Annotated in this window: 15 protein-coding genes and 1 tRNA gene; 1 reads left to right on the forward strand and 15 read right to left on the reverse strand. The window is 64.8% G+C overall.

All coding sequences use genetic code 11. The features are described 5' to 3' along the window. Positions 1-235: 235 nt before the first annotated feature. Positions 236-1,318 (reverse strand): KamA family radical SAM protein, encoded by a 1,083-nt coding sequence (locus BN3789_RS08020; protein ID WP_066833071.1) that lies wholly within the window; start codon positions 1,316-1,318, stop codon positions 236-238. A gap of 252 nt (positions 1,319-1,570) precedes the next feature. Here BN3789_RS08020 and BN3789_RS08025 point away from each other — a divergent pair. Further along, positions 1,571-1,645 (forward strand) — tRNA-Asn (locus BN3789_RS08025). Between the two features lie 266 nt (positions 1,646-1,911). Here the strand turns inward: BN3789_RS08025 and rpoD are convergent. The 14 genes from rpoD to BN3789_RS12745 all read right to left on the reverse strand — a co-directional run bounded on the left by rpoD (position 1,912) and on the right by BN3789_RS12745 (position 19,485). After that, complete coding sequence (rpoD, locus tag BN3789_RS08030) at positions 1,912-3,243, reverse strand: RNA polymerase sigma factor RpoD (protein ID WP_066832650.1); 1,332 nt, start codon at positions 3,241-3,243, stop codon at positions 1,912-1,914. 140 nt (positions 3,244-3,383) lie between these two features. After that, on the reverse strand, positions 3,384-3,722 hold the full coding sequence (locus BN3789_RS13260) for a hypothetical protein (RefSeq protein ID WP_229254278.1): 339 nt from the start codon (positions 3,720-3,722) through the stop codon (positions 3,384-3,386). Between the two features lie 157 nt (positions 3,723-3,879). Next, a complete protein-coding gene (dnaG, locus tag BN3789_RS08035) occupies positions 3,880-5,424 on the reverse strand; it encodes a DNA primase (RefSeq protein WP_229254279.1) in 1,545 nt (514 codons plus the stop codon). After that, positions 5,421-6,422, reverse strand: a complete 1,002-nt coding sequence (gene ribF / locus BN3789_RS08040) for a bifunctional riboflavin kinase/FMN adenylyltransferase (protein ID WP_066832652.1) — start codon at positions 6,420-6,422, stop codon at positions 5,421-5,423. Before ribF ends, dnaG begins: the two co-directional genes overlap by 4 nt. Continuing rightward, positions 6,419-7,360, reverse strand: coding sequence for a tRNA pseudouridine(55) synthase TruB (gene truB, locus BN3789_RS08045; protein WP_066832655.1), 942 nt, complete (start codon positions 7,358-7,360; stop codon positions 6,419-6,421). Before truB ends, ribF begins: the two co-directional genes overlap by 4 nt. A 10-nt stretch (positions 7,361-7,370) precedes the next feature. Beyond that, complete coding sequence (locus tag BN3789_RS08050; RefSeq protein ID WP_079989198.1) at positions 7,371-8,414, reverse strand: DHH family phosphoesterase; 1,044 nt, start codon at positions 8,412-8,414, stop codon at positions 7,371-7,373. Between the two features lie 6 nt (positions 8,415-8,420). Then, positions 8,421-8,822: a 30S ribosome-binding factor RbfA gene (rbfA, locus tag BN3789_RS08055; RefSeq protein WP_066832658.1), complete on the reverse strand. Its 402-nt coding sequence runs from the start codon at positions 8,820-8,822 to the stop codon at positions 8,421-8,423. Between the two features lie 12 nt (positions 8,823-8,834). Further along, positions 8,835-10,865, reverse strand: coding sequence for a translation initiation factor IF-2 (infB, locus tag BN3789_RS08060; RefSeq protein WP_066832661.1), 2,031 nt, complete (start codon positions 10,863-10,865; stop codon positions 8,835-8,837). A 77-nt stretch (positions 10,866-10,942) separates the two neighbouring features. Beyond that, positions 10,943-11,317: a hypothetical protein gene (locus BN3789_RS13500; RefSeq protein WP_066832665.1), complete on the reverse strand. Its 375-nt coding sequence runs from the start codon at positions 11,315-11,317 to the stop codon at positions 10,943-10,945. 141 nt (positions 11,318-11,458) lie between these two features. After that, positions 11,459-12,709, reverse strand: coding sequence for a transcription termination factor NusA (gene nusA / locus BN3789_RS08070; protein ID WP_066832668.1), 1,251 nt, complete (start codon positions 12,707-12,709; stop codon positions 11,459-11,461). After that, complete coding sequence (locus BN3789_RS08075; RefSeq protein WP_066832671.1) at positions 12,709-13,203, reverse strand: ribosome maturation factor RimP; 495 nt, start codon at positions 13,201-13,203, stop codon at positions 12,709-12,711. The genes nusA and BN3789_RS08075 overlap by 1 nt, the downstream gene beginning before the upstream one ends. A 262-nt stretch (positions 13,204-13,465) precedes the next feature. Next, positions 13,466-14,890 (reverse strand): sodium:solute symporter family protein, encoded by a 1,425-nt coding sequence (locus tag BN3789_RS08080; RefSeq protein ID WP_066832674.1) that lies wholly within the window; start codon positions 14,888-14,890, stop codon positions 13,466-13,468. Positions 14,891-15,308: 418 nt separating this feature from the next. Continuing rightward, positions 15,309-17,876 (reverse strand): leucine--tRNA ligase, encoded by a 2,568-nt coding sequence (leuS, locus tag BN3789_RS08085; RefSeq protein WP_066832678.1) that lies wholly within the window; start codon positions 17,874-17,876, stop codon positions 15,309-15,311. A 592-nt stretch (positions 17,877-18,468) separates the two neighbouring features. Continuing rightward, positions 18,469-19,485, reverse strand: coding sequence for a hypothetical protein (locus BN3789_RS12745; RefSeq protein WP_147569625.1), 1,017 nt, complete (start codon positions 19,483-19,485; stop codon positions 18,469-18,471). Positions 19,486-19,884 lie beyond the last annotated feature (399 nt).

The raw sequence follows: 19,884 nt of genomic DNA on the forward strand, positions 1-19,884 counted from the left end.
CCCGCGCGGGCCCCGTCCGGGCGCTCCGAGCTGGGGGGATGCCGACCCGCGGGGGTCGGGGGCGTTGCGATGACCTCGGGATATGCGGACCGTGAGGAGGGTGTTGCATTGGGGTTGGGAATCAACCCGTGTGGGTTGGCCTCCGCCGAACACGGCGGGACGGGACCCGCGCAGTGCGGGCCCCGTCCTTCGTGGCGAGGCGAGGGTCGCGCAGACGCCTCCGTCATGCGGCCGGTCAGTCGAGCCAGGTCTGCCCCTCGGCAAGCTCCGTGGCGAAGATGCGCCCCTGGTCCTCGTCCTTGCGCGCCTCGTGGTACTTGAACACGGCGCGTCCGTCCTCGAGGAAGCCGAGCATCTCGACCTTGCCCCAGCGGTGCGCCAAGATGAAGCGGAAGCTCTTGGACATGCCGCTCATGCGCTCCTTGGCGCTCTCGACGATTCGGATGCCGTCGGCGATCGGGACCTGCAGGTTGTCCTGCACGTAGAACGGGCGGCGGCACTGGTACAGGTAATACGGGTCGACGCCCGCCGCCACCAGGCCGTTCATCAGCTCGAGGATCGTGTCGGGGTCGTCGTTGACGCCCTTCATCAAGACGGCCTCGTTGCGGATCGTGCAGCCCGCCTCGCGCAGCATGCGCAGGGCGATGACCGCCTTGTCCGTGAGCTCGCGCGGATGGTCGAACTGGGTGACGATGACGATCGCCTTGGCCTTGGCATAGCGGGAAAGCAGGCCGAGCAGCTCACCGTCGTCTTCCGTTATGCGCTCGGGCAGCGTGGCGGGCGTACTCGTGGTGAAGCGGATATAGTCGATATTGGGCAGGAACGAGAACGCCTTGAGGTACTCGCCGATGCGCTGGTTCGAGTTCAGGAACGCGTCGCCGCCCGAGATGGATATGTTGTCGATCTCGGGATGATCGCCGATGTACTCGGCGAGCTTGGGGATGCGCGTGGTGACTTCATCGGGCGAGAGCGCCACGAAGTCCTTGCGGTAGCAGCGACGCGCGTAGGTCAGGCAGTCGAAGTTGGTCATGATGAGGACCGACTGATCGTACTTGTGCTGGCCGCCGTCGATGACCGTATCGGTGATGTGCTTCACATCGTCGGAGGGCTTGGTGGCCAGCGGGATGCACATGCGCTTGATGGGGTCGGCCGCATCCCATGGGCTTATGAGCCGCAGATAGCCCTCGGGGATCACGATCGGATAATGCTCCTCGACGAGCTGAAAGGCGGCGGCCTCCTCTTCGGTAAGGTTCAGGCGGTCCTTCAGATCCTCCAAGGTCCGCTTGCCGTCCTCAAGTAACTGTTCCCAGCGTTTCATGATGACCTCACTTCTGAACATCCGGACGTATCCCTTTTCCGGTATGTCCATATTGATACCAGCTTTCCGATTATTTGAGTCCCATGTGCCGATGTATGGTCGGATTTGCCTGCTTTTCGGTATGATAGCCGCTGCTATACCTGTGTTTTTCCGCTCGCAGCGACCGGCTGCCGCAAAAAACTGAAAGAAAGGTCTTGCGCGCGCGAGGGATTTGCCTATACTTAAATCCGTTGCTTGCGAGCGAGCACATATTCCTCGATAGCTCAATGGTAGAGCCCGCGGCTGTTAACCGCGTTGTTGTAGGTTCGAGTCCTACTCGAGGAGCCAGAATCCAACGCCCCGTCAGCCCAGCTGGCAGGACGTACCTGTTGGGAGTGCAAATTGGGGACGTACCTGTTGGGAGTGCAAATTGGGGACGTACCTGTTGGGAGTGCAAATTGGGGACGTACCTGTTGGGAGTGCAAATTGGGGACGTACCTGTTGCATGCATTTGTGCATGCAACAGGTACGTCCCCAATTTGCAAAAGTGCAAGCGGAAGGTACGTCCCCCTGTTTGCACTAAAGAAGCCCCCGGGTTGCGGGGGCTTTTTCAGTTAGCTTTCGATGTAGTCCTTGAGCTTGCTCGAACGGCTCGGGTGGCGAAGCTTGGCCAGCGTCTTGGACTCGATCTGGCGAATGCGCTCGCGCGTGACGCCGAACTCGCGACCGACCTCCTCGAGCGTGCGCGGATGGCCGTCGACGAGACCAAAGCGCAGCTCGATGACCTTGCGCTCGCGATCGGCAAGCGAGTCGAGCACCTGGGTGAGCTGCTCCTGAAGCATGGAGAAGCTCGCAGCATCGGGCGGAACCTCGGCGTTGGAGTCCTCGATGAAGTCGCCCAGCTGGGAATCCTCTTCCTCACCGATAGGCGTCTCGAGCGAGACGGGCTCCTGGGAGATCTTCTGGATCTCGCGCACGCGATCGGCGCTCATGTCCATCTCGGCGCCGATCTCCTCCGGCGTCGGGTCGCGGCCCAGATCCTGCAGCAGCTGGCGCTGCACGCGGACGAGCTTGTTGATGGTCTCGACCATATGGACCGGGATGCGGATCGTGCGGGCCTGGTCCGCGATGGCACGCGTGATCGCCTGACGGATCCACCACGTCGCGTAGGTAGAGAACTTGAAGCCCTTCTCGTAGTCGAACTTCTCTACCGCGCGGATCAGACCGAGGTTGCCCTCCTGGATGAGGTCGAGGAAGAGCATGCCGCGGCCCACGTAGCGCTTGGCGATGGAGACGACCAGGCGCAGGTTCGCCGAGATCAGCGCCTGCTTTGCCTCCAGGCCCACCTGCTCGACGCGGGTCAGGCGGCGCATCTCGGCGCGCGTCAGCTCGATCTCGCCCGCCTCGGCGGCCTCGAGCTTGTTGGTGGCGTCCAGGCCGGCCTCGATCTTCATGGCCAGGTCGACCTCGTCTGCGGCGGTCAGCAGGTCGACCTTGCCGATCTCCTTCAGGTACATGCGGACCGGGTCGCCGGTGAGCATGACGGTGGACGCGTCGATGCCGCGCGCGCGGGAGCGGGAACGCGAGGTGCGGACGCGCGACTTGCGCTTGGTCCGCGCCGAGGCCATCTCGGCGTCGGCGTTCTTGGCTACCTTGATCTCATGGTCCTCAATGCTCTCGTCGCCCAGCTCGTCGTCATCCAACACATCGGAGTCGCCGATATCGAGGGACGTATCGTCATCGTCCCCGCTGGCGGAAATGACTTCGATGCCATGGTCGCGCAGGCTACGGTAGACGGAGTTCAGCTGTGCATCGGACACATCGACATCTTTGAGCGCGATCTGGATATCGTCTTCGGTGACTGAGCCGGACCTTGAGCCTTGGTCCAGAAGCTTATCGAGGTACGAATTGAGATCGGCACTCGTGCTTTCGGTCTTCTTTGGCACAGATTCTCCCTTCATGACACAGGACTCTCAACTTTAGCACAACGTTCTATACCCGCCTAGCCGAATATCGTGCATCCGTCAAGTATTTTACGGATATACGGCATACGGCACGCAGGCTGAAGGCGGACGGGTTCATGCGATCACGACCCGAGGGTCCGGAACGGGTCGGCAACGCCCTCGACGGCGCGTTCGAGCTCGCGCACGCGCGCCGCGTCCTGCGTGGCCTTGATGGTCATGTCGCGACGCTCCTCCGCGCTCAAGGCGCGGTCGGTTCGCAGGCGGGCCTGGGCGGCGCGCATGCGGCGGCGAATCGTGTAGAGCTCGAGTGTGTCGAGCAGAAACTCGATGTTCGTCTCGGTGGGGTGAGCGCTCGTCGCGTCGATCGTGCCCGCGCTCACCAGCTTTGACGCCTCGGGACAGACGCTGCGCACCGAGTTCATCACCTCGGGAACCGGCGTCCCCTCGGGGGTCGCGAGCACCGCCCACGCGATCGTCTCGTTGCGCGGGTCGATCCACGAAATCTCGGTGATGCGGTCGGCAAACGCGCGAAAGCTGTCGGGGTAGCTCGCGAGCAGGCAGACGAGTTCGCGCTCGCCCGCAAGCGAGCGGCGCTCGAGCTCGGTCAGGGCCTGTCTCTTATCCCCAGCTGCCCCTGTTGGGAGCGCACATTGGGGACGTATCTGTTGACGGCGCCGCGGGCGCGAAGGACGCGGGCGCCGCCTGGGCCTCGACGGGCACGTAGTCGTAGGGCTCCTCCTCCACGGGAGCGCCCTCCCATGCGTCCATGGCCTCAGGCGCCGGCGCGACCGGACGCGCGTCTCCCCCGCGACGGTCCGATACCGCCCGCTGGGCGCGCTCGCGGTTGCGCTCGCGCGTCTTGGCGGTCTGCTCCTCCTGGGCGACCTGGCGGAACACCTTGGTCGCCGACTGGCGCACCATGTCCACGTCCGCCCCCAGGCGGTCTGCGATCTGCATGTAGTACGTGTCGATCATGTAGCTGTCGCGCAGCGGGTAGATGAGCCGGCACGCGTCCTCGAGCGCACGTGCCCGCCCGCCGGGCGTCGACACGTCGCTGCGGTCCTCGAGCTTGCGGAACACGAAGTCCATGAGCGGCTCGGCGGCGTCGAGAAGCGCGCGCAGTTCCTCCCCTCCCCGGTCGCGCAGGAAGTCAGCCGGATCCAGGTCGTCGGGCAAGATGACGCAGCGCAGGTCCACCGAACCGGTCTCGACGAACTGGATGGCGCGCTCGGCCGCTTTCTGGCCGGCCGCGTCGCCGTCGAACAGGTAGACGATGCGTTTGGCAAAGCGGGTCAGCGTCTTGACGTGGTGCTCGGTGAGCGCCGTGCCGAGCGTCGCGACGACGTTTTTGATCCCCGCCTCCCAGCACGCGATCGCATCGGTGTAGCCCTCAACCACGATCGCCTCGTTGGCCGCGACGATATGCTCCTTGGCCCAGTTGAAGCCGTAGAGGTTGCGCTTCTTATGGAAGACCGGGGTCTCCGCGGTGTTGAGGTATTTCGGCTCGCCTTTGCCCATGATGCGGCCGCCGAACGCGATGCAGCGCCCCTGCTCGTCGAAGATGGGGAACATCACGCGCTCGTAGAAGCGGTCCGCGAGATTGCCCCGGTCGCGCTTGATCGCCACGTTCGCGTCGACCATTTCGCGCGGGGTGAAGCCCTTGGACGAGAGGTGGGCGACGAGCGCCCCGCGCCCCGGGGCGAAGCCCAGCCGGTAGCGCTGGCAGATATCGGAGCCCAGGCCGCGCGAGGCGAAGTAGGTGCGGCCGCGCCCGTCTTTGCCGCGCATGAGCATGGTGTGGTAGAACGCGCACGTCTCCTCGCACACGTCGACGATGCGGGTGCGCTTGGTGCCGCGGCGCGCCGTGGGCGCGTCGTCGGCGATCTCGATGCCGGCTCGATCGGCAAGGTAGCGGATGGCATCGGGAAACGTGAGGTTCTCGCGCTTCATGACGTAGCTGAAGACGTCGCCGCCCTCGCCGCACCCGAAGCAGTGCCACACCTGCGTCGCGGGGATAATGTGGAACGACGGGGTCTTCTCGCCATGAAAGGGGCAGCAGCCCCAGAACTCCTGGCCGCGCGGGCGGAGCTCGACGGTCTCCTGGACCAGCTGCACCAGATCGGTCGCCGCGCGCACGCGCTCGCGGTCCTCATCGGAGATCATGCGATTCGCACCCCGCTTTCACCGTATTCGTCCCGGATATCTTGGATGTTACCCATCACGGTGTCGATCAGCTCGCGCTCGGAGCCAAAAACCCGCGAGTCGCGCAGGCGACGGCAGAAGGCGAGCGAGACGGCCGAGCCGCGCACGTCGCCCGAGAAGCCGATCAGGTTCGCCTCCAACTTCGAGGCGCCAGGGAGCCCGGCGAAGGTCGGCGGGATGCCGACGTTCACCGCGGCGGGCCACACGACGCCGTCGAGCTCGGCCAAACAGGCGTACACGCCGTCCTTGGGCCACACGAGCCCAGCGGGAACGGCGATGTTTGCCGTCGGGAACCCCATGCCGGTGCCCTGGCCGCGCCCCGAGCCGACCGTGCCGCGCATCATGAAGCGGCGCCCCAGCTCGGCGCGCGCGTCCTCGACGAGCCCCTCGGCCAGCAGCGCGCGGATGCGCGTCGCCGTGACCGCGGAGCCGTCGGCGAGCACCAGGCTGTGGCCGGTGACCTCGATGCCGCGCGCGGCGCCCCACGCCCGCATGACCTCCACCGTCGAGGCGCCCCCGCGCCCCAGGCGAAAGTCGCAGCCCACGTGCACAGCACGCACGTCCATGACGGGCGACAGCACGTCGGAGAAGAAAGCGGCGTGGTCGAGCGCCGCGAGCTCGCGCGTGAACGGCACCACGACGACGGCATCGACCCCGCTGGCGCGAAGTGCAGAGAGCCGGTCGTCTCGGAGCATGAGCTTCGGGGCCGGGCCCGGCCCCACGACGCAATCGGGATCGGGGTCGAAGGTGACCGCGCAGGCGCGCATCCCGCGCGCGCGGGCGTCGGCGACCGTGCGGGCGATGAGCTTCTGATGCCCGATGTGGAACCCGTCGAACGCCCCGATGGCGATGACGGCCTCGCCGAGCGGCTCCGCGGCGCCGTCATCGAGCCTGATGAGGGCCGCAGGCCCGTCCTCGCGCAGGAAGTCACGGCGCAGCTCGCGCACCTCCGGCATCATGGGCGCACCCCGCAGATGGGCTGCGGAAAGACGTCGGACATCGCGATGCGCCCCGCCTCGACGCGGCCGAGCGCCCGCAGGGCGCCCCCGTTCACGAGCGCGACCGTATCGCCCTCGCCCACCGCCCTGTCGGCCGTCGCCATCAGGGCGCCGGGCAGCTTCCTGCCGCAGGCGATGTCGTCGAGATGGCGCCCCTCCACCGCGATGGTGGGCACGCCGAGAACCTCCACGGGGTCGAGCATCTTCGCGCGCGCCGTCTCGGGCGACAGGTCGTCGAGCGACACGCACGAGGCGAGCGTGACTGAACCCGACGCCGTGCGGCGCAGCGACGAGACGTGGGCGGCGGCACCGAGCATGCGGCCCAGGTCGCGCGCCAGGGCGCGGATGTAGGTCCCCTTGCTGACGGTGTAGGCGACGGTCCACACGGGCGCGCCGTCGACCTCGCTCACCGAGATCAAGGTGGCGGCGCGCACCTCGATGGGCCGCGCCGGGAGCTCGACGGCGTCGCCCGCGCGCGCCCGCTTGTAGGAGCGCACCCCTCCCACCGAGATGGCGGAGAAGGCGGGGGGCACCTGCATCTGCGGACCGACGGTGGAGGCGAGCGCGCGTGCGGCCGCGGCGGCATCGAACAGCTCCGCGGCGGGCTCGACGGTCCGCGTCGGCTCCCCCTCGGCGTCGTCGGTATTGGTCTCGAAGCCGAACGTCACGTCGGCGATATAGCTTTTGGTGTCCTGCGTGATGCGGCCGAGCAGGCGCGTGCCCTGACCGAGCCCCAGCACCATCACGCCCGAGGCGAGCGGGTCGAGGGTGCCGGCATGCCCGATACGGCGCTCAGAAACGGCGCGCCTCGCACGCGCAACGACGTCGTGCGAGGTGCAGCCCTGAGGCTTGTCGACGGCAAGCAGCAGGTTCAAATCGGAAATTGTGCGTTTTGCCATAAACGTCCTGTCACAGCTCGACGTGAAGACCCGCGGCGCTCTCCCCCACCAGCTCGCAGAGCATGGGGAGCGCATCGTTCAGGGTCTCGACGATACTGCCCTCGTAGGTGAAGCCCGCCGCCGCCACGTGACCGCCGCCGCCGAAGCGGGCGGCGATGCCCGAGACGTCCAGATCGCATTTGGAGCGCAGGTTGCCGCGCACCTTGTGGCAGCACTCGGTCTCCTTCACGAACAGGCAGACCTCCACGCCGCGCACCGAGCGGACCACGTCAACCAGGCCGTCGCACTCGTCGGCCGTGACCCCGTAGGAGGTCAGGTCGGAGGCGTAGGCGTAGCTGTAGGCGACGCGTCCGTGCGCGACGGTGTGGATGCGGCTCATGACGAGCGATTCGAGCTTGAGGTACTCAAGCCGCTGGCTCTGGTAGACCTCGAGCGCGATCAGCGAGGGGTCGGCGCCCGCGTCGACCAGGCGCGCCGCGCAGGCGAATGCGGCGGGGTCGGCGTTCTGGTACTGGAACCGGCCCGTGTCGGTCATGAGGCCGCACAGCAGGCTGGTCGCGGTGGACTTGTTGCAGGGGATGCCCGCCCACGCGAGGAACTCCTCGATGAGCACGGCCGTCGCCGCGGCAGCCGGACGGCGCACGCAGACGTCGGCGAACTCCTCGCGCGCCGGATGGTGGTCAAAGCACACGACGTTGCGGGACCGCTCCACCACCTGGACGGAATCGGCCAGGCGCTCGAGCGTGGGGCTGTCGACGGAGATGAACAGGTCAGGCGCGCACGCCGTGTCGGCGGCGCACACGAACCGTTCCGATCCTGCCATGAACTGGTAGATGCGCGGCACGCAGCCGCGATCGGCCAGCAGGAAGACGACGTCCTTTTTGGGATAGCGCTCGACCAGGGCCATGCCTAAGCCGAGCACCGACCCCAGGGCATCGCCATCGGGCGAGGTGTGGCCCGAGATGGCGATGCACGACGCGTCCTCGATGAACTTGAGGATGCGCTGGTAGTCGTTCACAAGATCAGGCGAAAGCGCCTCCTTGCACATGCCCATCGAGACTCAGGCCTCCTCATCGCTCGCGGGCTGGATGGGATAGCCCTCCTCGTCCTTCTCGACCGCCATGGTGGCCGGGACGTTCTCGAGCGCGCGGGCGATGGCCTCCGCCTCGTCGGTGGACTGGTCGATGCGGAAATCGAGCTCGGGCACCGTGCGCCAGTCCAGCGAGCGGGCGAGCAGACTGCGGATGCGGCCGCGTGCGCTCTCCAGCGCCTCCATGACCTCGCCGTAGCGTTCCCGGTCGCACGACACGTAGACGCGCGCGTAGGTGCGGTCCACGCTGACCTCGGCGCCCGTGAGGGTCACGAGGTCCAGGCGCGGATCGGAGATCTCGAACAGCAGGATGTAGCCGAGCTTCTCGCGAAGCTGCTCTCCGGTGCGTCGGGTAGCGGCTGTCTGCTTCAACGTGCGCCTCCCTTACTCCGTACGGGCGACCTCGACGACCTTGTACGCCTCGAGGATGTCGCCCACCTTGATGTCCTGGAACTTCTCGATGCCCAGACCGCACTCGTAGCCGGCCTTGACGCTCTTGACGTCATCCTTGAAGCGGCGCATGGAGGCAAACGAGCCGTCGAACACCACGACGCCGTCGCGGACGACGCGCACGGAGTCGGTGCGCTCGATCTCGCCCTCGGTGACCATGCAGCCGGCGATGAGGCCGACCTTGGGCACGCGGAAGGTCTCGCGGACCTCAGCCTCGCCGGTGCGGACCTCTTCCTCGGTGGGCTTGAGCAGGCCGACGCGGGCGGCGTCGATGTCCTCGATCGCCTTGTAGATGATCGAGTAGGTCTTGATCTGCACGTTCTCCTTCTCGGCCAGGTCGCGCGCCTTGCCCTGCGGGCGGACGCCGAAGCCGATGATAATGGCGTTCGAGGCGGCCGCGAGCACGACGTCGGTCTCGGAGATGGCGCCGACGGCGGAGTGGATGATGTTGATGCGGACCTCGGACTGGTCCATCTTGCCCAGTGCGTCGGCGAGCGCCTCGATGGAGCCCTGAACGTCGGCCTTGACGACGAGGTTGAGCTCGGCGAGCTCGTTCTCGCTCATCTCGGAGAACAGGGTCTCGAGCGTGACGTGCTTGACCTTGTTCTGCTCCTCGATGCGCGCCTTGAGCGAGCGCTGCTCGGCGAGGTCGCGCGCGTCGCGCTCGTCCTCGAAGACGCGGAACTCGTCGCCGGCGGCGGGCACGGAGTTCAGGCCCAGGATCTCGACGGCGTCGGAGGGCTTGGCCTCCTTGACGTTGTTGCCGTGCTGGTCGAGCATGGCGCGCACGCGGCCGTAGCTCATGCCCGCGACGAGGGTGTCGCCCACGTGCAGGGTACCGCGGTTGACGAGCACCGTCGCGACGGGGCCGCGGCCGCGGTCGAGTTTGGCCTCGATGATGTAGCCGGAGGCGAAGGTGTCGGGGTTGGCCTTGAGCTCGAGGACGTCCGCCTGGAGCAGGATGGTCTCGAGCAGGTCGTCGATGCCGGTCTTCTGGCGCGCCGACACGTTCACGAACATGTTCTGGCCGCCCCACTCCTCGGGGATGACGCCGTACTCGACGAGCTCCTGGCGCACGCGGTCGGGGTTCGCATCGGGCTTATCGCACTTGTTGACGGCGACGACGATGGGGACGCCGGCGGCCTTGGAGTGGTTGATGGCCTCGACGGTCTGCGGCATAACGCCGTCGTCCGCGGCGACGACCAGCACGACGACGTCGGTGATCTTGGCGCCGCGGGCGCGCATGGCGGTGAACGCCTCGTGGCCCGGGGTGTCGACGAACGTGATCTGGCGACCGTTGATCATGACCTGGGACGCGCCGATGTGCTGTGTGATGCCGCCAGCCTCGTGGGTCGCGACGCCGGTGTGGCGGATGGCGTCGAGCAGGCTCGTCTTGCCGTGGTCGACGTGGCCCATGACGGTGACCACCGGCGGGCGGGGCTTCAGGTCCTTCGGGTCATCGTAGAAGCTGAAGGAGTTCTCCTCCTCCGGCGTGACGATCTTGATCTGGCGGCCCAGGTCGTCGGCGACGAGCTCGACGAGGTCGTCGGACATGGACTGCGTCATGGTGAGCGGCGTGCCCAGCAGGAACAGGCGCTTGATGATGTCGTTCGGGGAGACGTCCAGGGCCTCGGCGAGCTCCTGGACGGTGACGCCCTGGGAGACGCGCACGGCGTCGAGGTCCTCGGGGTTCACGCCCTGGGCGAGCGCCTCCTCGATCTTTTTCTCCTCGCGCATCTGGGCGGCCTCACGCTCGCGCTTCTCCTTGCGCTTCTTGCGGCGGCCGGTCGACTCGCGGCTGGCCTCCTCGACGGCGGCGCGGGCCTCCTCGAGGACGCGCTCGCGGCTGTACTCCTCGGCCTCGCGAGCCATGCGGGAGTAATGGTCGTTATGCTGATCGGCCTGCTGGCCGCCGCGGCGCTTCTTGCCGCCGCGACCGGCCTTCTCGGGAGCGGGGACGTCCATACCGGCGGGCACGACGGGCGCGCTGTTCGAGCGGCGGTTGCGCGGGGCGCTCGCGAGAGGTGTATAAGAGACACCCCTTACCTCGTACGGGCGACCTCGCTGCCCTTGTACCCCTCCAGGCTCTCCCCCCCCTTGATGTCCTGGAACTTCTCGCTGCCCCGTCGCCGCACTCTACATCCTCTTGCCCTTATACACCGCGGTTTGTGGACCCGGGCCAGGCGCCCGGCCTCGAGGCGTCCGCCCTCGGCTGCGGCGGCCTTCTCGGCCTCCTCGCGCTCAGCGGCCTCCTTCTCGGCCTGCTTCTGCGCCTCGATCTCGGCGGCGCGGGCCTCAAGCACCGGCGCGAGCTTCTTTTTCACCATGGAGACATACGCGTCCTCAAGGGCGCTCGACGCGGACTTCGCGGGAATCTTCATCTCCGCGAGATGGTCGAGCAGCTCCTTGGACGTCATTCCAAATTCCTTGGCAAGGCTAGATACGCGAACTTTTGCCATATGCCAAATCACCTACCTCTCGGGCGCCTGGCGCCCTCACAGCAATCCAACGGGTCGATCTCGGGTGCGCCCCGCGACGCGGGCGGGACGCGCTACCCGTTAGATGAGGTCCTCGGCATCCTCGATGGCGTCCTCTCCGAATCCTTCCGGATCATGGACGCCGCAGAAGCGAGAACCGGGACGCGCCTGGTTGCGGCAGCGCACGCCGTCGGAGCTCACGTACGCGCAGCGCTCGGGCTCCTCGTCGGAGAGCAGGTCCTCCGCCGGCTCGGGAGCGACCGGGACGTTGCGCAGGATGTCGGCGGCGAGCGACTCGCTCTTGATGTCGATGTGCCAGCCCGTGAGGCGGGCGGCGAGACGGGCGTTTTGGCCCTCCTTGCCGATCGCGAGCGAGAGCTGGTCGTCGGGCACGATGACGCCGGCGTAGTTCTTCTCCTCGTCGATGAGCACGCGCGTCACCTTCGCGGGCGACAGGGCGTTGCCGACGTAGACGGCGGGATCCTCGTCCCACAGGATGACGTCGACGCGCTCGCCGCGCAGCTCGGACACGACGGTGCGCACGCGGCTGCCCTTGGGGCCGACGCAGGCGCCCACCGGGTCCAGGCGGTCGTCGAGCGAGCGGACCGCGACCTTGGAGCGCTGGCCCGGCTCACGCGCGATGGACATGACCTCGACGGTGCCCTCGTAGATCTCGGGGACCTCGAGCTCGAACAGGCGACGGATGAGCGCCGGGTGCGTGCGGGAGATGACGATCGGCGGACGGGAGTGCTCGCCACGCACGGGCTGCACGGTCGAGTTCGGGTCGCGCACGTCGATGATGACGGCCTTGATGCGCTGGTTGTGCATGTAGCGCTCGCCCATGGGACGCTCGTTGCGCTCGTTCTCGTAGCGGCGCTGGTCGAAGTGCGGCAGCTCGGCCTCGACGCCCTCGCGGATCTTCACGATGGTGAAGTCGGGGGTGGACTGCAGCACGGTGCCGGTGATGATATCGCCGATGCGCGACGAGAACTCCTCGTAGATCTGCTCGCGGGCGGAGTTGCGCACGATGGCGTTGATCTCGGCCTTGGCGTGCTGCGCCGCAATGCGCGAGGTGTCCTTGGGCGTGACGTCGATCTCCTCGAACTCGGTGTAGTTGCCCTCTTCGTCCATGGAGTCGTCGATGGGGATGAGCTTGTAGACGTAGATCTTGCCCGTGGAGCGGTCGATGGTGACCTTGGCGCCCCAGTCGAGGTGGAGGATCTCGGCGTAGCTCTTGGCCAGCGACTGCTCCAAGCGGTCGATGAGGTAGAGCTGATCGATATGCTTCTCCTGGCACAGCGCCATGAGCGCTTCCATCATCTCCGATGCCATTACTTATCACCCTTTCCGCCCTTGAAGTCATACACCGGCTTCAAGGCACACTTCTTCACGTCTCCATGGGGAATCGAAACCTGTTCGCCATCCTCGAGCTCGAGCGTCACCGCCTGCTCGTCGGTCGCCGCGATGGTCCCCTTGAACTTGCGGCGGCCCTCCGTGGCCGTGGTCACGAGCTCGACCGCGCTTCCGATGTAGCGCTCGAAATCGGACGGTCGACGCAGCGGGCGCGCCATACCGGGGCTCGAGACCTCCAGGGTGTAGGAACCCGAGATGGGATCGAGCTTCTCCACGGCATCGCTCACCCATGCGTTCTGCGCAGTGACCTCATCGAGCGAAATGCCCTCGCCGTCCAGGCGGTCGATGCGAACGCGCACGCACGGCGCCTTGGTGGCCCCGACGATCTCGACGTCGACGATGTCGATGCCGTGCTCGGGCGCGACCGCCTCGAGCGCGTCGATGATGTCCTGCTCCAGCTTGCTCTTGACCATGCAACACCTCCCCATACAGAAAAAAGAAGCGCGGGCGAACCCGCACTCCTTTTCATTACAGCTTCAATTGCCGCCCAAGCATATCATAAGCTGGCCAAATGTGCGCAAATGCCCGCTGAGCGGCAGTTTTTGCGGCGATTTCCTCCGCAAATTGCACACATAACGACTCGGCGAACGGCGGTTTTCCAGCGTGCAGGTGACGAAAAAAGCCCCGCTCTGATGAGCGGGGCTCGAGGGGAGTCATCTGCACGATGACGGTCTTCTACTCCTCCAGGTAGGCGGACGGGGCCGCGGGCACGCCGCGCTTCCACTCGATGGCGTTCACGACGAAGAACACCACGACGGAGACGAAGCAGCCGAACACGACGGGCAGGATGCCGAACAGGAAGTCGCCGCCGGACAGGAACTGCCAGAACAGGAAGCCGATGGTGCCGCCGACCAGCGAGATGATGCCGGAGTTCTTCGTGGCGTTCTTGACCACGAGGCCCAGGCCGTAGGCCGCAAACGGGCCGGCGCAGCGGATGCCGAAGGCGAACGTGTTCATCGTCACGATCGGGACGCCGAACATCGAGATGCCGATAGCGATGAGGGCGAACACGACATTGCACGCGCGGGTGTAGAACACCTTCTGCTTATCGGTGAGCTCGCGGCCGCCGAACTTGAGGTACAGGTCGTTCATGATGATGGTCGACATGCACAGCAGGTTGGAGTCAGCAGACGACATCGTGGCGCAGATGATGGCGGCACAGACGATGCCCGCCACGAACTCGGGCGCATGCGAGGTCGTGACCTCGAGCATGGCGTTGGCGCCATCGTTCGGAAGACCGGGCATGGTGGCCGCGGCGCACAGGCCGAGCAGCGTCGGGAAGAAGGCCATGGCGGCCATCAGGACGGCGGACAGCCAAGCGGCGTGCGTGGCGGTCTTCTCGTCCTTGGCGGACTCGAAGCGGGAGACCATCTCGGGACCGGCGAGGAACGTGCAGAAGTAGTTGAATATGTATCCGATGATCGTCACGACGCCGATGGTCGTGAAGTCGAGCTGTGCCGGAGGCAGCGCTGAGGAGACGGCCTCCCAGCCGCCGCAGCCCTCGATGACGAACGGCGTCGCGATGGCGAGGCCGACGAGGATGACGCAGAACTGGATGAGGTCCGCCACCTGGTCGGCGACCATGCCGCCGAACGTGGTGTAGAAGATCACGACGAAACCGGCGGCGACAAGCGCCACGTTCGTGGGGATGCCGAGCAGCGTGGACACGACGCTGCCGGCGGCGGCGATCTGCGAGGAGGTCAGGCAGAACAGCGAGAGCACGGACAGCACGGCGGTGATGGAGCTCGACACGTTGCCGAAGCGACGACCGACGACCTCGGGGATGGTGACGGCCATGGTCTTGCGGATCTTCGGCGCGAAGTACGCGAGCGGGATCATCGCGATCGACGCAGCGAGCACGTACCAGACGGCGCTGATGCCCCACTCACCGTACGCGCGCTGCGCGAGACCGGTCGTCGAGCCACCGCCGATGTTGTTCGCGGACAGCGAGAACGCGACGAAGAACAGGCCCATTCGACGGCCTGCGACCATGTAGTCCTCGCTGTTCTTGATGTTGAGCTTGCCGACGATGAAGCCGATGCCCAACATGACAACCAGGTACACCACCACAATTACCAGTGCTTGTGTTTGCAGGTGCATGTTTGTCCCTTCTCTCCCCTTTTCCAAATCGGACAACTTCTGGAGCAATAAAAGTTTATTGGTCCAGATGAGAAAAGAATATCACGCACGCTTTGCAGCCCTTGAGCTGGACCGAGAATTTAACCGTTAACTTATGCGAACGGTAGGAAATGGCAGGCGAACAGTCTGGAAGGCTAACGGAATTTCCGTTTTGGTCGTATGAGACAAAACCGGCCCGCCCCATGCAAACTGGGGACGTACCTTCCGCGTGCACTTTTGCAAATTGGGGGACGTACCTTCCGCATGCACTTTTGCAAATTGGGGACGTACCTTCGGCGTGCACAAGTGCATGCGGAAGGTACGTCCCCAATTTGCATGGGGCGGGCCGAGCCGGCATAAAAAAGCGCCCCGCCGATGGCAGGGCGCTCAGCTGGAGGTGCTATTTCACCACGAGGTTCACGAGCTTGCCGGGCACGCAGATCGCCTTGACGATCTGTTTGCCTTCGAGCCACTTGCCGGCGACGGCGACGGCGGCCTCCTGCATCTGCTCGGTCGTGGCGTTCGTCGGGACCATGGCGTGGGCGCGCATCTTGCCGAGCACCTGGACCGCGATTTCGACCTCGTCCTCGACCGACTCGGCGAGGTCGAACTCCGGCCAGCTCGCCGTGTACGCGTAGCTGTCGTGGCCGAGCGCCGCGTGCCACAGCTCGTCTGCCCAGAACGGGCAGATCGGCGCCATGACCGACACGATGTCGGTCGCGACCAGCTGGCTCAACGCCCCGTCGAGCTCCTCGCCCGCGTTGATGTAGGCGCTGGCGGCGTTCACGAGCTCCATGATCGCGGAGATGGCGGTGTTGAACTGCTGGCGGTCGAAGTCCTCCGTGCACTTGGCGATCGTGCGGTGGCGCTCACGGTAGAGCTTCATAGCAACGGGGCTGAGCGCGCCCTTGTCCAACTTCGCCGAGGCGTCCGCGGCGTTGGCGAGGGTCCACACGATGCGCCACGCGCGCTTGAGGAAGCGGTTCGCGCCGGCGACGGCATCGGGATCCCAGTCGAAATCCTTCTCGGGCGGGGCGATGAACAGGATGGCGAGGCGCATGGTGTCGGCGCCGTAGGGCTCGATGACGCTCGAGGGAGGCACCACGTTGCCCTTGGACTTGGACATGGTCTCGCCGTTCTCGTCTTTCACCATGCCCTGGCACAGCAGGTTGGTGAACGGCTCGTCCACGTCGAGCATGCCCATATCGCGCAGCGCCTTGGTGAAGAAGCGCGAGTAGAGCAGGTGCAGGATCGCATGCTCGATGCCGCCGATGTAGTTGTCGACCGGCATCCAGCGGTCCGCCGCATCCTTGGAGAACGGCAGCTCCTCGTTATGCGGGTCGCAATAGCGCAGGTAATACCAGCTGGAGCACGTGAAGGTGTCCATGGTGTCGGTCTCGCGGCGCGCGGGGCGTCCGCAAACCGGGCAGGTGGTCTCGTAGAACTCGGCGCACTCGGCAAGGGTCTCGCCCGCACCGAGGTCGAGGTTGTCCGGCAGCATGACGGGCAGTTGGTCCTCGGGAACCGGAACGATGCCGCAGTGCTCGCAGTGGATGGCCGGGATGGGGTTGCCCCAGTAGCGCTGGCGGGAGATCAGCCAGTCGCGCAGGCGGAACTCGACCTTGCGGCGGCCGGTGCCGGCGGCCTCGAGGTCGGCCACGATCGCGGCCTCGCCCTCGGAGTGCTTGCCGCCACGCATGCCGGTGTACTTTCCGGACTGGACGAGCGTGCCCTCGGCGGCGTGCGCGCAGTCCCAGTCGACGGTCTCGGCATGATAGGTGTCGATGGACTCGCCGGACTCCTCGAGCGCAGCGAGCTCGTCGTCCATGAGGATAATCGGCACGATGGGCAGGTCGTATTTGCGGGCGAACTCGAAGTCGCGCTGGTCGCCGCAGGGCACCGCCATGACGGCGCCGGTGCCGTAGTCGGCAACCACGTAGTCGGCCACCCACACGGGGACCTTGGCGCCCGACACGGGGTTCACCACGTAGCGGCCCGTGAAGGCGCCGTGCTTCTCGAGGGTACCCTGGGCGCGCTCGACCGCGGAGATCTTCTTCGCGCCCTCGACGATCGCCATGACGTCGTGCTCGTACTCGGTGCCCGCGACCAGGTCGTGCAGGCCCTCGTACTCGGGAGCGAGCAGGAAGAACGTGCAGCCGAACAGCGTGTCGGCACGCGTCGTGAAGACGGTGATCTTGCCCTCGTCGCCGCAGATGGGCTCGCCGTCGGCGTCGCACAGGGTGAAATCGACCTCGGCGCCCTCGGAGCGACCGATCCAGTTGGCCTGCATCTGCTTGACGCGCTCGGGCCAGCCGGGCAGCTTCTCGAGGTCGTCGAGCAGCTCCTGCGCGTAGTCGGTGATCTTGAAGTACCACTGCTCGAGGTCGCGCTTCTCGGGCTCGGAGCCGCAGCGCCAGCACTTGCCCTCGGTCACCTGCTCGTTGGCGAGAACCGTCTTGCAGGTGGGGCACCAGTTGACCGGGCTCTTCTTGCGGTAGACGAGGCCGCGCTCCCACATCTTCTCGAAGATCCACTGACCCCAGCGGTAGTAATCGGGACTGCACGTCTTAACCAGACGATCCATATCGTAGGAGAAGCCCATGCGCTTCATCGTGGCGAGCGCCTGGTCCATGTTCTTGTAGGTCCATGCGCCGGCCTGCGTGTTGTGCTTGATGGCGGCGTTCTCGGCGGGCAGGCCGAACGCGTCGAAGCCGATGGGATGCAGCACGTCGAAGCCGCGCATGCGGGCCTGGCGCGCCATGGCGTCGCCGATGGTGTAGTTGCGCGCGTGTCCCATGTGCAGGTCGCCCGACGGATACGGAAACATCTCCAGCACGTACTTTTTCGGCTTGTCGGGGTCGGTGTCCACCGCGAAGACGTTGTCGCGGTCCCACGCCTCGATCCATTTGGTCTCGATCGCCGCGGCGTCGTACGCGGGGATCTCCTTATGGTCGGTGCAGTCGCACATATACGGGCTCCTTTACGGCTTGGCGAATCTTCTAAAAAATAGAGGGGTCGGCACGATGCCGGCCGCCCATATGGCTAACTCGACAATTCTAGCAAATCGGCCGCATGATGGAGCGTGATCATCGAGGCCACTGATTCACAACGCCACGTGGCGCACCCGCAGCATCTCGCGCGATGCCTTGGAGGCCGCTCCCCTGCAGCATCTTGCGCACGTCACATGGTTCAGCGGGACTGGGTTTTATCAAGTTCGGAAGACGAAAGGGGTACACAGACGGCTTCCTATCTCTGAAAAACCGAAGTTTTGAGCGACCGCACACTCAAGTTGACTAAAACGGCACAAACGGACATGGCATTTTTGCAGGTAGACTGCATGCCGCTTCGGATGGTCGATGCGCTTTCAGGGCCTTTGAAACTGTAGCCACTCAAAACCTCGTTTTTTCAGCGACTCTTTCGATTCAAACTACCGGACGCAAGCGCACCCCGGTTGATACACCCCTGCGATTGCCAGAAAGGAATGCGCTGCCGCCGAAGCAATCGAGTCGGCCCATACAGCAAGCCGAGATGATTGGTGCCCGTATTTTGGAAGGCCTCGCTCAGTAACCTGGACCCTTGAACACAAACCGCTTCCATAAGTCATCCTGACGAGAGCGAAATCGAGCGAGCTGCATCCTTCCCTCCTCGCTCTCGCGAGATACGCGCAAGGTTGGACGTGCAGCGAGCTTCAGCACACGACGAGCCCGCTCCCCCATGAGTACCAGATAATCGAAATCTTCGAGATCCGATGTGGTAATCGAATAATGGACGATCGAATCGACCGTGGCAATCGCATTCGCTCGACGACGGTCATCAAGCAGCTTGGCGTCCCCTTCGTGAACCGAGACGCTATCGTAATCAAATGCAACGTCCCGCCGAGCACCGGACTTACTCACCGAGGTCAGCAGGATATCGGGATAGCGCTCTTCGCTCTGAGGTTTACCGAATAGATCGCGTCCCGTAAATACTTTGATACAGGGATTTAGTCTAACAGTTCCCAGCTTCAACCCACCGAGGGCTGGGGGAAGCCCGTAGAACATGGCAAGCCCTGATTCCTTGGGCGATCGGGAATGCTCAAGCACGTAGGGCAATGCGATTCGTGCTTTTCGCGCCCCGTATAACGAACCCGCGCGCTCGAGAAATCGTTCGATGCGGGAAACCGATGTCAGTGGTACGTCAGGACAAGATCTGGCAACGATGCCGCCGGCTCCCAACGGCTCGATTCGATAATCGGAGCACAATGCCATGCCCGCATAGATAGCACCAAGCTTGTCTGATGTGGCAGCCATGTGCACGAACGTAAGCTCAGGGTTTGTGATATAGAGGGAAAGGTCGTCTATGCCACTAGGTATCCCGATGAGCGAACCCTGAGGTAACGAATCGCGACATAGATGGGCGCATACCCTCTTGCCCCTCCTGCGCAGCAGCGGATCATCGGTCAAGAAATCCAAAGGGATATCCTCAAGATCGAGGAACCATTGCAGTTTGCGAATGACCTCATCGCTCGGAATGCTGGCATAGGCCAGGGATGCGCGCAGCGATCGAGAGCCGATTTCTCTCGGATTCTTATGGCGCATGTACCATATTGTAGCCGCAGTATGTCCAAGTACGCATTTCATGCTGCGAGCATATCATATTGGCACAGTACATACAATATATATCTCAGAATATTAGCTACGGCAGGAACTCATTCGGAAGAAAGGTGCTTGCAGCCATGAGAGTCACTGAAAAAACGGGGATTTGAGTGCCCGCGCATTCAAGTGGATCAAAACGGCACAAACGGACATGACCTTTTTGCAGGTAGACTGCATGTCGCCCCCGGTGGTCGATGTGCTTTCGGGTCCCTTGAATCTATAGGCACTCATACCCTCGTTTTTTCAGTGATCCTCTTGTCCGCAGCTACCCCTGAAGACAACGACGCGCCCTTGCGCGACTTTCCGCACAAGGGCGCGTCGTAAGAAACGACCTATCCGTGA

Origin of the sequence: Collinsella ihumii (genome assembly GCF_900046475.1) — a bacterium.
Lineage (GTDB): Bacteria > Actinomycetota > Coriobacteriia > Coriobacteriales > Coriobacteriaceae > Collinsella > Collinsella ihumii.